Below are 14803 nucleotides of genomic sequence, written 5' to 3' on the forward strand. Positions count from 1 at the left end.
CGAAGCTTCAGCACCACCTGCTCCGCACCCGTCTTCTGACCTCGCCGCATGTCCAGCTCCTTCGGTCCTGGCTGATCCTCTCAATCAGCCCGGTCCAAAGCCAGCCAGTCACGTCAGTCACGAGAGTGTTCTTCCAGGCGACCGCGTCATCCGCGCTGATGGCCCCGATGTCTCGGCCTTCGAAGTGCTCCTCAAGCCCCCGGAACACAGCTCGCCAGCGGTTCACCGTGGACGCACCGGGCCGACGTTCGGTGACCCACGCCTCGAACAACGACCAGCAGGATAGGCCGGACTGCTTTGGGGCTTGAGCCTGTCTCGCCTCGGGGTGCCGAAGGGGTCGGGCGTCGGCTGTATAGTCGCCGTCAGCGCGTCTCCTGAGGGCATGAATGGCCGCCAGCAGTTCGGGGTCCAGTAGGTCGAGAAGGGCGTCGGAGGCTTCCTGTGTGAGGTTGAGGCCCTGTTCCCCCAGAAAGGTTGGGACCCTTCCTAGCTCAGCCACCACTGCCCGGACCCGCCGTCGAGTGGCCGAGGTCTCGTGCTCCTCCTCCTCCCCCGGTGCACCGATCTGTGTCGTGAAGGCTTCTCGGGCGTCCTGAAGCTGTCCAGCGAGATAGTCCCATTCCCCTGGCTGCCCCGGCTCCTGTTCGCGTCCTGCCACGAACCACGCATACCAGCGGCCAACGAGAGCATGGGCCTCACGATGCGTCAGTCCAACGCCTTCGCCCCGTGCAGCGGCTCTCAGGGCCTCGATACGGCCCGTCACGGTCGCGTCCCAGTCCCGCAGTTCAACCTTCGCACTGCCCGTGGACAGGCTTCCAGGGCGACGGAAACGCTCCTCCTGTGAGACGCCGAACGCCTTCCTGTAGGCGTCTCGGATGTCCTTCGGGATGCCCTTGCGGGCGAACCAATCCCCGTTTGGGGCACGGCTTAGGGAGGTCATCGGAACGGCCATTTGTAGCGCCCTTTGTAGCGAGGGGCGCCGAAAAACACCTTTGTGCCAGCATCTTACTGGCATCGTTCACGATTTCAACGTATTGGTGCGGACGGCGGGACTCGAACCCGCACAGCCTTGCGGCCGCAAGATTTTAAGTCTCGTGCGTCTACCGGTTTCGCCACGTCCGCATACCGGTTCCTGCGGTAGCGGGGCGGGCGTCCGAGATCAAGACATTCACCCTCCCGGCGTCCAGCCGTAGAGCCAGCGGTAGCGCCGGGTCATGCCGGCGGGACCGAGGCGGCGCATCACCATGTTGCGCACGCGGCCGACGAGGGGACCGGCATGGTAGCTGCGGCCGTTGGCGCGGGCCGCCGCGCGGACCTTGCGCACCCGGGCCCGGCGCGCCTTGGCGTAGGCGGCGAGCGCCTCCGGCACCGGGGCCGTGCCGAGGCAGGCCGCCAGGATCGCCGCATCCTCGATGGCGAGCGCCGCGCCCTGCGCCAGGAACGGCAGGATCGGATGGCCGGCATCGCCCAGGAGCGCGACGCGTCCGCGCGCCAGGGGCTTGGCCGGCGGACGGTCGACGAGCGACCACACCAGCCACGAATCCGGCACGCTGAGGAGCGCGGCCAGCGCAGGCGCCGCATCGGGGAAGCGGGCGCGCAGGACCGCCGGTTCGCCGAGCTGGCCCCAATCGTCGGTCCCGGCGCGCTCCGGCACCACGGCGACGACGTTGAGGTGGCTGCCGCCGCGGATCGGATAGTGCACCACGTGGCGGTCGCGGCCGAGCCACAGCCCGGTGGCGTCGGCCGCGAGTTCGGGCGGCACCGCCTCGCGCGGCACCAGGGCCCGCCAGGCGGCGGCGCGCCACGGGCGCAGGGGAACCGCGTCGAGGTGGCCGCGCAGGCGCGAGCGCACCCCGTCTGCGCCCACCGCGAGGTCGGCCACGTAGGTCTCGGAGCGGGCGCCCTGGTGGCTTTCCAGGGTAAGGCTGACGCCGTCCCGGGTTTCCACGAGGCCGGTGACGTCGCGGCCCATGAGCAGGCGGATGCCGGCACGACCCCGCACGGCATCGAGGAGCAGGGTCTGCAGATCGGCCCGATGGATCACGTAGTAGGGCGCGCCGAAATTTTCACGATGCGCGGGGCCGAGGGGAATCGCGCCGAGCTGGCGCCCGTCCGCGAGCGCCCGCACCACCACGCCCGGGGGCTCGCTCGCGGCCCGGCGCAGGGCCGCTCCGAGGCCGAGGCCGATGAGCACGCGGCTGGCGTTGGGCGAGAGCTGGAGGCCGGCGCCGACCTCGCTGAATCCGGTGCGGCGCTCCACGAGGGTGACCTCGTGGCCGGCCGCGTCCAGGGCGAGGGCCGCCGTGAGGCCGCCGATCCCGGCGCCGACGATGGCGATCCGACTCGGACCGACGGAGGACACGGCGCTCAGGCGGCGGCCGGGGTCCGGTCGTCCCACACGCAGGCCGCCGGGTCGGCGGTACCGGCCTTCAGGCCCGGACGGTGGCGATAGAGCGTCGAGCAGTACTGGCAGATGATCTCGTCGTCCGTGCCCATGTCGAGGAACACGTGCGGATGGTCGAAGGGCGGGCGCGCGCCGATGCACATGAACTCCCGCGACCCGACATGGATCACCGCGACCCCGAGGTCGTTGTGGAAGTGCGGCACCGCCTTGTCAGCCATCGTCCCGTCCTGCCTGCCGGCCCGTCGAAACCCGTCCGGGCGCCCGTTCTTGGAGACACGGTGTCTAGCCCCTCCCCGGCCCGGCGCCTAGCCCGGCCCGAACGCCGGTCTTCCTTCGGGGCGGGGTTGGCCTCGCGCGAGGGTTGGCTTCGCGCAAGGGTTGGCCTCGCGGGCGCGGGGTCGTACAGAGGATCTTTCCCGGCCAGCCACGAAACGCCCGCCCATGACGCAGAACGATCAGGCCGTCTCCGAGACCGGACGACGTTCGCCCGAGCCGCCCATCCACGGGCTGGAGGGGTTCGCGGGCATGCGCAAGGCCGGGCGCCTGACGGCGGAAGCCCTCGACGTGCTGATGGAGGCCGTGGCGCCGGGCGTGACCACGGAGGCCCTCGACGACCTTGCCTACACCTTCGCCATGGACCACGGCGCCTACCCGGCCTCCCTGCTGTACCGCGGCTACCCGAAATCGATCTGCACCTCGATCAACCACGTGGTCTGCCACGGCATTCCCAACGACAAGCCCCTGCGCGAGGGCGACATCGTCAACCTCGACATCTGCCTCATCGTCGACGGCTGGCACGGCGATTCGAGCCGCATGGCCTATGTCGGCGAGGTGTCGCGCAAGGCCCAGCGCCTGTGCGAGATCACCCACGAATGCCTCATGCGCGGCATCGCGGCGATCAAGCCCGGCGGTTCGACCACGGATATCGGCCGGGCGATCCAGAGCTATGCCGAGGCCGAGCGCTGCTCCGTGGTGCGCGACTTCTGCGGCCACGGGCTGGGGCGCACCTACCACGACGCGCCCACCATCCTGCACTACGCCGAGCCGAGCTACGACGTGACGTTCAAGCCCGGCCAGTTCTTCACCGTGGAGCCGATGATCAACCTCGGCCGCCCCGCCGTGAAGGTGCTGTCCGACGGGTGGACGGCGGTGACGCGGGACCGCTCGCTCTCGGCCCAGTTCGAGCACACGGTGGCGGTGACGGAGACGGGGGCCGAGATCTTCACTTTCTCGCCGAAGGGCCTGCACCAGCCGGTCAATCCGGCGGCCTGAGCCGGTCCCGTGAGCGCCCGCCGACCGTCCGACCCTCCCCTGCCGGCCGGCGAGGCGACCGGGACCGAGGCGGCCGAGCCTCATTACCTCGGGCACCGCGACCGCCTGCGCGCCCGCTTCGCCCAAGGGGGCGCCGACGCGCTGCCGGATTACGAGCTCCTCGAACTTGCCTTGTTTCGCGCCATTCCCCGGCGCGACGTGAAGCCCCTGGCGAAGGCGCTGATCCGCCGGTTCGGCAGCTTCGCCGAGGTGATTTCCGCCGAACCGGCCCGGCTTGCCGAAATCGAAGGCATCGGCGCCGGGGTCATCGCCGACCTGAAGCTCATCGAAGCGGCGGGCCATCGGCTGGCGCGGGGCGCCATCGCGGCCCGGCCGCTGCTGTCGTCGTGGAGCGCCGTGCTCGAATATTGCCGGGCCACCATGGCGTTCGCGGCGCGCGAGCAGTTCCGTGTGCTGTTCCTCGACCGGCGCAACCACCTCCTCGCCGACGAGGTCCAGGGGCGCGGCACCGTCGACCACACGCCGGTCTATCCCCGCGAGGTGGCGCGGCGCGCCCTGGAACTCTCCGCCACCGCCATCATCCTCGCTCACAACCATCCCTCCGGCGACCCGACCCCGTCGGCGGCGGACATCCGCATGACCCGCGACATCGTCGGCGTGCTCGATCCCCTCGGGATCGTGGTTCACGACCACGTGATCCTCGGGCGCGAGGGCCATGCGAGCTTCAAGGGCCTGAAGCTGATCTGACCGTCACCCCCCGCGAAACATCCGGCCCTCGACGCCTTCACGTTTCGTGAGAGACACCGTGCCGCCTCGCGTTCCGCGTGTTAGCGTACCCTCGAAGGGGTCCGTCGAGACCTCGAACGGCCGGTCGGTCCGCCCCTGGCGCGCCTCTTGCCTGGAACTTGGCGTTTAAGGGGAGGCGCACATGGCGCTCGCTGCGTTCGACGAGATGACCGGGTTCCCGGACGGGATCCTGAAGGAAGGGACGCTCAACGATGCGGCCGTGCGCGAGGCGTACAACAGCCTGAAATCGTGGCTCGACACCACGCCGCCGGAGCATTTCAACACCCGTCGCAGCCAGGCTGAGATGCTGTTCCGCCGCATCGGCATCACCTTCGCGGTCTACGGCGCCAACGAATCCACCGAGCGGCTGATCCCGTTCGACATCATCCCCCGGGTCATCACCAAGCCGGAGTGGAGCTTCCTCGAACGCGGCCTCAAGCAGCGCGTCACCGCCATCAACGCGTTCCTGAAGGACATCTACGGCGCCCAGGAATGCATCAAGGCCGGCATCATCCCGGCTGATCTCGTCTACCGCAACCCGCACTACCGGATGGAGATGCGCGCCTTCAAGGTGCCGCACGACCTCTACGTCCACATCGCCGGCATCGACATCGTCCGCACCGGCGAGAACGACTTCTTCGTGCTGGAGGACAACGCCCGCACGCCGTCCGGCGTCTCCTACATGCTGGAGAACCGCGAGGTGATGCTGCGGCTGTTCCCGGAGCTGTTCTCACGCCACCGCGTGGCCCCCGTGGAGAACTATCCCGACGCCCTGCTGGCGACCCTGCGGTCCCTGGCGCCATCCACCGCGACGCGGGACCCCACCGTCGCCCTGCTGACGCCCGGCCGCTACAATTCGGCATTCTACGAACACTCGTTCCTCGCCGACAAGCTCGGCGTCGACCTGGTGGAGGCCTCCGACCTCTTCACCAAGGACGACGTGGTCTACATGCGCACCACCGAGGGGCCGCGCCGGGTCGACGTGCTCTACCGCCGCCTCGACGACGACTTCCTCGACCCCCTGGTGTTCCGCCCCGACTCGGTGCTCGGCGTGCCCGGCCTCATGAACGCCTACGAGCGCGGGACCGTAACGCTGGCCAACGCCGTCGGCACCGGCATCGCCGACGACAAGGCGGTCTACAGCTACATGCCCGAGATCGTGCGGTTCTTCACCGGCGAGGAGCCGATCCTGCACAACGTGCCGACCTATCGCTGCCGCGAGAAGGAGGCGTTCGCCTACGTCATGGACAACCTCAAGGACCTCGTGGTGAAGGAGGTCAACGGCTCGGGCGGCTACGGCATGCTCGTCGGCCCGCACGCGACGAAGCGCGAGATCGAGGAGTTCGGGCGCAAGCTGAAGCACGCACCCGACGGCTTCATCGCCCAACCGACCCTCGCCCTCTCCACCTGCCCGACCTTCGTCGCCTCCGGGGTCGCGCCGCGCCACGTCGACCTGCGCCCGTTCGTGCTGTGCGGCTCCGACGAGATCCGCATCGTGCCCGGCGGCCTCACCCGCGTCGCCCTGAAGGAAGGGTCCCTCGTGGTCAATTCGAGCCAGGGCGGCGGCACCAAGGACACCTGGGTCCTCGACGCCTGACAATCCCCTCCCGTCCGAATGCGGCACGGGTCCTGCGCGCTTCCCAACCCGTTATCGCCTCCGCATAGTCCCTTCAGCCCAACGGTTCCCGCGCGCGTCGCGGGTGGCCGCGCCTCAACGGAAGCCCATGCTCTCCCGGACCGCAGACAACCTGTACTGGCTCTCGCGCTACGTCGAGCGGGCCGAGTTCGTCGCCCGCATCCTCGACGCGGCGCATCGGCTCGCGGCCCTGCCGTCGAGCTACGGCGGCGGCGAGACCAACGAATGGGCCTCGGCCCTGGCGTCGGCCGGCGATCCGGAAGTGTTCAAGCCGCTCTACGACGGCGTCACCGAGGCCACGGTCTGCGACTTCCTCGCCTTCAGTCCGCACAACCCGTCCTCGATCCGCTCCTGCATCGAGACGGCGCGCGAGAACGCCCGCAGCGTCCGCACGGCCCTGACCACCGAGATGTGGGACGCCATCAACGGCGCCTGGCTGGAGCTGCGCAACTACGAGGGGCGCGACCTCAACCGCGACGAGTTCTCCCGCTTCCTCGAATGGGTGAAGGGCGTGTCCCTGGCCTTCGACGGTTCGGCCTACCGCACCATGCTGCGCAACGACGCCTACTGGTTCACTCGCCTCGGCACCGCCATCGAGCGGGCCGACAACACCGCCCGCATCCTCGACGTGAAGTACCGGATCCTCCTGCCCGCCACCGAGCGCGTCGGCGGCAGCCTCGACTACTTCCAGTGGACCACTATCCTGCGCGAGGTCTCGGCCTTCAACGCCTATCACTGGGTCTACCGCGAGAGCGTGAAGCCCCTGTTGGTGGCCGATCTCCTCATCCTCAACCGCCAGATGCCGCGCTCGCTGCACAACTGCTACGGCATGCTCGTGGAACACCTCGACCTCATCGCCGACGCCTACGGGCGGCGCGGGGCCAGCCAACGTTTCGCCAGCAACACCCTGGCGCGGCTGGAGGGCGAGAACATCGACCGGATCTTCACGTCGGGGCTGCACGAATTCGTCACGGCGTTTATCGCCGAGAACAACCGCCTCGGCGCGGCGGTGATCGAGCAATATCTCGTCTGAGCGGGTGTCACGTGGCGCCGCCGACGTGACACCCGCCTCGAAATCCGTCGACTTATCCCGGTTCGCCTCGAACCGTGTGACACGTCGGGGAATGATGCTTAGGGGTGGCGGGCTCTGCCCGGACCCGCGCAAAGGCCGCCCTCATGCGAATCCGCGTCTTTCATGAGACCAACTACACCTACGAGCATCCCGCCCGGAACCTGATCCAGGTCCTGCGCCTGCGGCCGCGCGACCATGACGGCCAATATGTCCGGCGCTGGCGCATCGAGCCGTCCATCGACGGCCGGATCAGCGAGCGCGAGGACGGATTCGGCAACGTGGTGCACTGGTTCACCGCCGACGAGCCGGCCGAATCCCTCACCATCCGGGTCACCGGCGAGGTCGATACCAACGAGATGCACGGCGTGGTGCGCGGCACCGTCGAGCGACTGCCCGACGAGTTCTACCTGCGCGATTCCGATCTCGCTCTGGCGAGCGAGCCGATCCAGGCCTTCGCCCGCGCGGTCCGGGAGGCGGGCGACGCCTCGCCCCTGCCCTGCCTCCACCGCCTGCTCGCCGCCGTGCACGACAAGGTGGTGTTCGAGCCCGGCCCGACCAGCGCCAGCACCACGGCGGCGCAGTCGTTCGAGCAGGCGAAGGGCGTCTGCCAGGATCTGACGCACATCTTCATCGCCGCGGCACGCCACCTCGAGATCCCGACCCGCTACGTCTCGGGCTACTTCCACCGGGACGACGGCATGGTCGACCAGGAGGCGGGTCATTCCTGGGTCGAATCCCTGGTGCCGAACCTCGGCTGGGTCGGCTTCGACCCCGCCCACGGCATCGCCACCACGGAGGCGCATATCCGCGTCGCCGTGGGGCTCGACTACCTCGGCGCGGCTCCGATCCGCGGCAGCCGCATGGGTGGCGGTACGGAAACCCTCGACGTGAAGCTCCGCGTCGAGCAAGCACAGGCGACGGTCCAGTCCTGACGATACGGGGCGTTCGGGCACGAAGAAAGCTGAAACGATGACCTACTGCGTCGGTGTCCTGGTCGAGGACGGCTTGGTGATGATCGCCGATACCCGCACCAACGCGGGCCTCGACGACATCTCCACCTACCGCAAGCTCCACCACTTCAACGTGCCGGGCGAGCGGGTGATGATGCTGGCGTCCGCCGGCAACCTCTCCATCACCCAGTCGGTCCTGAGCCTGCTCTCCGAGGGCGTCGAGGGCGATGCCGGCGAGGCCAAGATGAAGCTCGTCGAGGCACCGACCATGTTCCAGGCCGCCCAGCTCGTCGGCCGCGCCATCCGCCGGGTGCGCGAGATCGAGAAGGCCGGGTTCGAGGCGGCGAACCTGCGCTTCTCCGTTTCGCTGCTGTTCGGCGGCCAGATCGGCACCGACCCGATGAAGCTGTACCTCATCTACGCCGCCGGCAATTTCATCGAATGCAGCGGCGACGCGCCGTTCCTGCAGATCGGCGAGCACAAGTACGGCAAGCCGATCCTCGACCGGGCGGTGAAATACGAGACCGATCTTTACGACGCCCTCAAGGTCGGCCTCGTCTCGATGGATTCGACCATGCGGTCCAACCTCGGCGTCGGCCTGCCCATCGACATCGCCCTGGTCCGCCGCGACGCCCTCACCCTCGAGGTCAACCACCGCATCGAGGCGGGCGAAGGCTACTTCCACGATCTGCGCGAACGCTGGTCGGCGGCCCTGCGCGCCGCTCACCGGGCGATCCCGCGTCCGCCCTACGGCCCGGCCGCCGACCCGAAGTAGATTTTTTCGAGTTTCGCATCGCGTTCGGCCCTCCCCCACGAGGGGGTGGGAGACGCTCCCCGACGCGTCAGGTCTTCCAGGCTCCGAGCAAAGCGCCCACGTCGCCCGCCGGGTCGCGGCTGCGCATCAGGCCGCCCATGACGGCGATCCCGGCGGCCCCTGCCGCCCGGCAGGGCCTGACCCTCTCGCCCATGATACCCCCGAGGGCGATGACCGGCAGCCCGCACGCTTTCGCCGCCCGCATGGCCTCCGGCCCCAGGGCCGGGCCGTAGCCGGGCTTGCTCGATGTCGCGAAGATCGGGCTCAGGGTGGCGTAGTCCGCGCCATGCCGCGCGGCCGCCTCGACCTCCCCGATCGAATGGGCCGAGACTCCGATCAAGCCGTCGGGCAACCGACCCCGCGCCGCCGCGAAATCGGCCGGTGTCGCCCCGCCGGGCAGGTGGACGCCGTCCGCCCCGAGATCCGCCGCGAAGGCCGCGCTTGCGCCGATGCTCAGGACACCGCCCCAGGCGCGCACCCGCTCCAGCAGCGCGCGCGCCAGGGTTTCGCGCGGGGCCGGCGCCAGGTCGCGCTCGCGAAACCAGACCCAGCGGGCGCCGCCCGCGAGGAGCGCGTCGATCCGGGCGACGAGGTCCTGCTCCCCACCGGGGACCAGGGTCCGGTCCGTCACCACGAGGAGCGGCGACGGCGGCGCCCTCACGAGCCGACGAGGCCGAGCTGCGGGCTCGACGGTTCGGCCCGGCCGCGCCGAGGAATGCGGCCGGCGCGGTGCGCGAGGCGGCCGGCCGCGACGGCGTGGCCCATGGCGCGGGCCATGCGCACGGGATCGTCGGCCTTCGCCACCGCCGTGTTGAGGAGGCAGCCGGCGGCCCCGAGCTCCATGGCGATGACGGCGTCCGACGCCGTGCCGATGCCGGCATCGACGATGACGGGCACGGGCGAGCGCCGACAGATCAGTTCGAGGTTGGCCGGGTTCGCCACACCCATGCCGGAGCCGATGAGCGAGCCCATGGGCATCACGGCGGCGCAGCCGATGTCGGCCAGGCGCTGGCACACCACCGGATCGTCGTTGCAATAGGGCAGCACGGTGAAGCCGTCCTCCACGAGGTGGCGGCAGGCCTCCAGCAATTCGGCGACGTCCGGGTACAGGGTCTCGCGGTCGCCGATGACCTCGACCTTGATCCACGTCGTGTCGAGGGCCTCGCGGGCGAGTTCGGCGGTCATGATCGCGTCGCGCGCCGTCTCGCAGCCGGCGGTGTTGGGCAGGAAGCGGTAGCCCTTGAGCTTGCTGACCGTGTCCGAGCCGTGGCCCTGGAGCGAGACCCGGCGGATTGAGGCGGTCACCACCTCGGCGCCCGACGCCGCCACGGATTCGGCCATGATGGATTGGGTGGGATAGCTCGCCGTACCGATGAACAGGCGCGAGCCCAGGGTGATGCCGGCGATGACGAGGGGATCGTCGTGGGGTTCGGTCATGGTTTCAGCCTCCCTGCATGGCGCGGACGATCTCGACGCGGTCGCCCTCTTCGAGTTGCGTCGTTTCCCAGTCCCGGCGGCGGATAACCGCGCCGTTGAGGGCGATGGCGATGCCCTGTGGGCTTTCGATCCCGGTCTCCTCGGCCTCGATCCGGAACAGGGCGTCGAGGTCGCGCGCCGCGCTCTCGTGGGGCCGGCCGTTGAGGATGAGTTTCATGCGCGCGCCCTCGTCTCGGCCGGGGCGAAGCGGGCGCGGCCGAAGGCGCTGGCGTAGTCCGGCACGGCGCCGTCCGTCAGCAGGGCCGCGACGGCGTCGGCGGTGGCGGGCGCCAGGAGGTAGCCGTTGCGGTGGTGGCCCGTTGCCGCGACGAGGCCGGGGGCCAGGGTGTCGATGATCGGCGCGTCGTCGTCGGAGGTCGGGCGGTAGCCGCTCCACACGGCCTCGACGGCCATCTCCTCGATGCCGGGCAGGACGCGGCGCGCCCCTTCCAACAGGGCGTAGAGGCCGCCCGCCGTGACGCCGGGGGTGAAGCCGCAATCCTCCACCGTCGCCCCGACGATGAGGTGGCCGTCGCTCTTCGGGGCCATGTGGATCTGCTCGGTCCATACCATATGGGTGAGGGTTCCGGTGCGGGCGGTGGTGCGCAGCGCCAGCGACTGGCCCTTCAGGGGACGCACCGGCAGGGCCAGGGCATCGGGGAGCAGCCCGGTCTGCCCGCTCCAGGCGCCGGCGGCGAGGATCACGGTCTCGGCCGCGAGCCGGCCCTGGCCGGTCAGGAGCCCCGTGACCCGGTCGCCCGCCCAGTCCAGGGCTTCGACGGAGCAATTCTCCACGATGGTGACGCCCGCGGCCGTGCAGGCCCGCACCAGGGCGGCCATGACCCGGCTCGGATCGACCTGATGATCGTGGGGACAGTAGAGGCCGGCGGTGACGGCCGGGCGCAGGGCCGGCTCGCGGGCCCTCACCTGCGGCCCGGACAGCCACGTGGCCTCGAGGCCCGAGCGGACCTGCAGGTCGTGGCGAAAGCGCAGGCGCTCGACCTCGTCGCGGCCGATGGCGAGCACCAGGGTGCCCTCCTCCCGGTAGTCGATGTCGACGCCCGACGCCGCCTGCAGGGCGTCGCGAAACCCCGGCCAGCGCGACAGGCTCTCCAGGGCCAAGGGCAGCAGCGGGTCGGAGCCGGGTTCGTGCTCGGCGGCCGGCGCCAGCATGCCGGTGGCGGCGAGGCTCGCCCCCGCGCCGACGGTCTCGCGCTCGACGACGGTGACGGCGCGTCCGCGTTCCGCGAGGCGCCAGGCGATGGACAGGCCGATGAGGCCGCCGCCGACGATGGCGACATCGCAGCGGGCCGGCAGGGCGGATTGCGCCCGGGCGGCGGCGGGTGAGCGCCTGAGATCGATGGGTCGGCTGGGAACGATCACCTGGACAACCTCCGCGACGGACGCAGGGGGTGTGGGGCCGGTGCGCTTCTGAGCGGAGCCCGCCGAACTCGGGCGGGCAAACACGGCGGTCCAATCCCTACGCCGGTATGAACCGGTTCAGGTTCGAAGGATTTCCGCGCCGCCGCCCGCACGCAGGCCGCTCATCGGTTTCTCAGCCCCTTGCCGGGGATCTCCCTGGAACACCACCGATGTGGGCCGGGACGGCCCTCCGGTCAACACCCCGCGCGCCTCGTCACACCGTCGCGGCCGGCCGTCCGGGACGGAACACCCCCATGGGCTCGGCGAACCCGTCGAGGGCGTGGGTGCCGAGGGAGACCGGATCGCCCCAGAGGAAATCCACGAAGGGCTTGGACATCAGCAGGGGCTCGCCGAGCGTCCTGTTGAGGCGGGCGAGGCGGCTCGCGAGGTTGACATCGCGGCCGATGACCGTGAAGTCGAGGCGCGCGCCCGAGCCGACATTGCCGTAGGCGGCCTCGCCGTGATGGAGCGCGATGCCGGCCGCCACGGGCTGGGCGAAGCGCCCGAGACCGTTGGCCTCGTCGAGGGCCGCGAGCGCGCTCTGGGCCGCCGTCAACGCCCCCTTGGCCGCCCCGCCGAGGTCGTCGCCCCGTTCGCGAAAGATCGCCAGCAGGCCGTCGCCGAGGTACTTCAGCACCTCGCCGCCCTCGCGCTCGATGGCCGGCACGAGGCAGTCGAAGAAGATGTTGAGGAGGTCCACCGCTTCTTCCGGGGTCATCTCGGCGGAGATGCGGGTGTAGTCGCGCATGTCGGCGAACAGGATCGCCGAGCGGATGCGCTGAACGTGGCCGCGCCGGATCGATCCGGCCAGGATCGCCTTGTGCGGTTCGTCGCCGACATAGATCCGCAGCACGTGGTCGAGCTGCTTGTTGATGCTGCGCATCTCCATCACGGCGGCGAGCGTCGGGATGACGAAGCGCAGGATCGCCACGTCTTCATCGCGAAATCCATCCGCGCTGCGTGTGGCGAACGTGATGCCGTTGCGGGTGCCGTTGGTGAAGAACAGCGGCGCCACGATGTAGTGGCGGTAGCCCTCGGCCTTCAGGTCGGGGATCACCGCGTAGGCGTCGGACGGCGTCTCGGAAAGATCGAGGATCAGCCACTCCCCGGTCTCGTGGACCGTCTGGAACGGGCTCTCGCGGTAGGCCTTGTCGGAGGCGTCGCCATGGGGGAACAGCCGCACCGTCGAGCCCGATTCGCGGGTCCAGAAACGGCCGACGCCGGAATACTCGGAATGCAGGGCGTCGATGGCCGTGGTCGCCCGGTCCACCGGCACCCCGAGGTCGATGAGCCGCTCGGCCAACCCCGCCAGGAGGTCCTCGGCGTTGGGCATCCGGGCCCCCTCGCTCAGCAGCCAGTCGCGCAGGGCCACGCATTGCTGCAGGGCGCCGAACGGAACGTCGTTCGCTTCCGATCCGTCGGCTTCGGCGGTGGGCGGCGACTGGGGCGGACCTCGATCGAGCATATGGCCTAGTTGGGTCAAGGATCGCGCTTCGGCAACCGGACGCTCGCTTTGCGCGGCTCTCCGAACCGCCATCAACCGGGAAACGATGGTTGGATCAACGTGAAATCTGCGGACCCCGGTTGCAATTCCATTCGAATTCCGCGCCTCGCCTCCCCCAGGACCTCCGGTGGGGGAGATGGGCACGATCCCGAAAGGCCTCGAATCACGACGGTGTCGAATCCTCACGTGAAATGAAATCTGAGATTGTTTTCTCTCAGGTTGTATTGCATCTCGATAACGCAACCTCAACGTAAGGAAGCGTGTGATGATTCGCTTGGAAAGCCGTTTACTCGAACTCTCTGAAGTTGCGTTCGCCGAGGAGGTCATCGGCAATCTGCGAAAGCAGTTCAACGTCGACCTCGCACCTATCCTTCGTTCGCATCTCCCATATGCCGAGAAGAAGAAGCGTGCCGCCGGGGCACTGCTCGATGCGATCTTCGATAAGGCGAAGCGTGAGGGCTACCTTGAGGATTGGCATCAGGGCAGCCCCAACCGCGAAGCCGAAGACGCGCTCCTGGACGCGATGCTCGCGAGTGACGTGGACATCGAGCCCAACTTCACGATCGTACCCACGGACGTCCCCACAATCCTGAGTTACAGGGGGAACGACGTCAAAGATTATGTCTATATGCTGACGAAGCGGTTCGAGAACGCCTCGAACGCGAAGACGCCCGGGCAGGCGGCCGGTGAAATCATCGGCGGCGGCGTGCTCAGCGTCGGTCTCGCAGCCACGAAGCTCGCTATCGACGCCTATCGTGCTGGTGGGACGACGTTCCTCGGTGCTGCACGAGCGGGAATCGCCGGCCTCGGCATGAAGACTGCCATCTCGGTCATCATCTTCGCCCTCGTCGGTTTGCTCCTGTTCCTGTTTCTGGAAAACCCGAAGAAGGTCCTCGGAATCGTCATGAACGATACGGACGAGAACCTGACGGTTAACAAGTGGCGCGATGGTCTGACCGGTGCCAACCAAGGCGATCTCTACATGGCGCATGGCGACATGAAGAGCTTCATGGCCGACCATCCGTCGGGCTTGAGTTCACCCGAAGTGCAGGTCAATCATCGCACCATCTTCGGCAAGGACGACCCGGACAATTTCATTTCCGCCGGGATCTATTTCTCGGACAAGAAATTCGGGCTACGCGGCGCCGAGGGCGTCATGGTTTTCAGCACCTCGGTGACAAAGAAGCGGATCGCCCTGTTCTTCGCGAGCCCCTATACGAATGACAATGGAACAAACATGGACGTTATCGGCGACGTGACGCCAGAAAGCGTTTTCCGCGGACTCTACGATGCCCGGAAAGTATCGATGCAAGTCACTAAGGACGGTTACTTCCTGCAATCCTCGGTGAACGAACCGCGTGGCGGAGTGGTCGCCGCCATCAGTTACATCCGGAAAGCATGACGAGACAGTTCGACTTGGCGCAACATGCCGAAGGCCGCTGACTGAACGTACGGCGATGCATTGAA

General features: G+C 68.8%; 15 protein-coding genes, 1 tRNA gene and 1 riboswitch. Of the genes, 7 read left to right on the forward strand and 9 right to left on the reverse strand.

What is annotated here, in order from left to right; translation table 11 throughout:
- Nucleotides 1-7: 7 nt before the first annotated feature.
- From ASG60_RS20105 to ASG60_RS20120, 4 genes are all read right to left on the reverse strand, one after another.
- Nucleotides 8-952, reverse strand: coding sequence for a hypothetical protein (locus tag ASG60_RS20105; RefSeq protein ID WP_056387442.1), 945 nt, complete (start codon nucleotides 950-952; stop codon nucleotides 8-10).
- Nucleotides 953-1035: 83 nt separating this feature from the next.
- Nucleotides 1036-1122, reverse strand: a tRNA-Leu gene (locus ASG60_RS20110).
- A 46-nt stretch (nucleotides 1123-1168) separates the two neighbouring features.
- Complete coding sequence (locus ASG60_RS20115; RefSeq protein ID WP_056387677.1) at nucleotides 1169-2362, reverse strand: FAD-dependent oxidoreductase; 1194 nt, start codon at nucleotides 2360-2362, stop codon at nucleotides 1169-1171.
- 5 nt (nucleotides 2363-2367) lie between these two features.
- A complete protein-coding gene (locus ASG60_RS20120) occupies nucleotides 2368-2622 on the reverse strand; it encodes a zinc-finger domain-containing protein (RefSeq protein ID WP_056174559.1) in 255 nt (84 codons plus the stop codon).
- A gap of 223 nt (nucleotides 2623-2845) precedes the next feature.
- Here ASG60_RS20120 and map point away from each other — a divergent pair, with 223 nt between their 5' ends.
- The 6 genes from map to ASG60_RS20150 all read left to right on the forward strand — a co-directional run bounded on the left by map (nucleotide 2846) and on the right by ASG60_RS20150 (nucleotide 8895).
- Nucleotides 2846-3676: a type I methionyl aminopeptidase gene (gene map, locus ASG60_RS20125; RefSeq protein WP_056387445.1), complete on the forward strand. Its 831-nt coding sequence runs from the start codon at nucleotides 2846-2848 to the stop codon at nucleotides 3674-3676.
- 39 nt (nucleotides 3677-3715) lie between these two features.
- Nucleotides 3716-4423, forward strand: a complete 708-nt coding sequence (gene radC / locus ASG60_RS20130; protein WP_056268593.1) for a DNA repair protein RadC — start codon at nucleotides 3716-3718, stop codon at nucleotides 4421-4423.
- A 181-nt stretch (nucleotides 4424-4604) separates the two neighbouring features.
- Nucleotides 4605-6059 (forward strand): circularly permuted type 2 ATP-grasp protein, encoded by a 1455-nt coding sequence (locus ASG60_RS20135; RefSeq protein WP_056174555.1) that lies wholly within the window; start codon nucleotides 4605-4607, stop codon nucleotides 6057-6059.
- A 127-nt stretch (nucleotides 6060-6186) separates the two neighbouring features.
- The gene (locus ASG60_RS20140; protein WP_056174553.1) at nucleotides 6187-7131 is read left to right on the forward strand and encodes an alpha-E domain-containing protein; all 945 of its coding nucleotides are present in this window, start codon (nucleotides 6187-6189) and stop codon (nucleotides 7129-7131) included.
- A 143-nt stretch (nucleotides 7132-7274) separates the two neighbouring features.
- Nucleotides 7275-8102: a transglutaminase family protein gene (locus tag ASG60_RS20145; protein ID WP_056268596.1), complete on the forward strand. Its 828-nt coding sequence runs from the start codon at nucleotides 7275-7277 to the stop codon at nucleotides 8100-8102.
- Nucleotides 8103-8139: 37 nt separating this feature from the next.
- A complete protein-coding gene (locus tag ASG60_RS20150; RefSeq protein ID WP_056174552.1) occupies nucleotides 8140-8895 on the forward strand; it encodes a hypothetical protein in 756 nt (251 codons plus the stop codon).
- 67 nt (nucleotides 8896-8962) lie between these two features.
- On the opposite strand, the gene ASG60_RS20155 is transcribed toward ASG60_RS20150, so the two are convergent.
- The 5 genes from ASG60_RS20155 to ASG60_RS20175 all read right to left on the reverse strand — a co-directional run bounded on the left by ASG60_RS20155 (nucleotide 8963) and on the right by ASG60_RS20175 (nucleotide 13297).
- Nucleotides 8963-9595 (reverse strand): thiamine phosphate synthase, encoded by a 633-nt coding sequence (locus ASG60_RS20155; RefSeq protein WP_056387447.1) that lies wholly within the window; start codon nucleotides 9593-9595, stop codon nucleotides 8963-8965.
- Nucleotides 9592-10371, reverse strand: coding sequence for a thiazole synthase (locus ASG60_RS20160; protein WP_056387449.1), 780 nt, complete (start codon nucleotides 10369-10371; stop codon nucleotides 9592-9594). The genes ASG60_RS20155 and ASG60_RS20160 overlap by 4 nt, the downstream gene beginning before the upstream one ends.
- Nucleotides 10372-10375: 4 nt before the next feature.
- A complete protein-coding gene (gene thiS, locus ASG60_RS20165; RefSeq protein ID WP_056174546.1) occupies nucleotides 10376-10588 on the reverse strand; it encodes a sulfur carrier protein ThiS in 213 nt (70 codons plus the stop codon).
- Entirely contained in the window at nucleotides 10585-11793 is a 1209-nt protein-coding gene (gene thiO, locus ASG60_RS20170; RefSeq protein ID WP_056387453.1) for a glycine oxidase ThiO, read from the reverse strand. The genes thiS and thiO overlap by 4 nt, the downstream gene beginning before the upstream one ends.
- Before the next feature lie 76 nt (nucleotides 11794-11869).
- A riboswitch (TPP riboswitch) is annotated at nucleotides 11870-11999 on the reverse strand.
- 47 nt (nucleotides 12000-12046) lie between these two features.
- Nucleotides 12047-13297 (reverse strand): adenylate/guanylate cyclase domain-containing protein, encoded by a 1251-nt coding sequence (locus tag ASG60_RS20175; RefSeq protein WP_056174543.1) that lies wholly within the window; start codon nucleotides 13295-13297, stop codon nucleotides 12047-12049.
- A 304-nt stretch (nucleotides 13298-13601) separates the two neighbouring features.
- Between ASG60_RS20175 and ASG60_RS20180 the strand changes: the two genes are divergently transcribed.
- A complete protein-coding gene (locus ASG60_RS20180; protein ID WP_056387456.1) occupies nucleotides 13602-14738 on the forward strand; it encodes a hypothetical protein in 1137 nt (378 codons plus the stop codon).
- Nucleotides 14739-14803 lie beyond the last annotated feature (65 nt).

This window comes from Methylobacterium sp. Leaf469 (genome assembly GCF_001424745.1).
Taxonomy (GTDB): domain Bacteria; phylum Pseudomonadota; class Alphaproteobacteria; order Rhizobiales; family Beijerinckiaceae; genus Methylobacterium.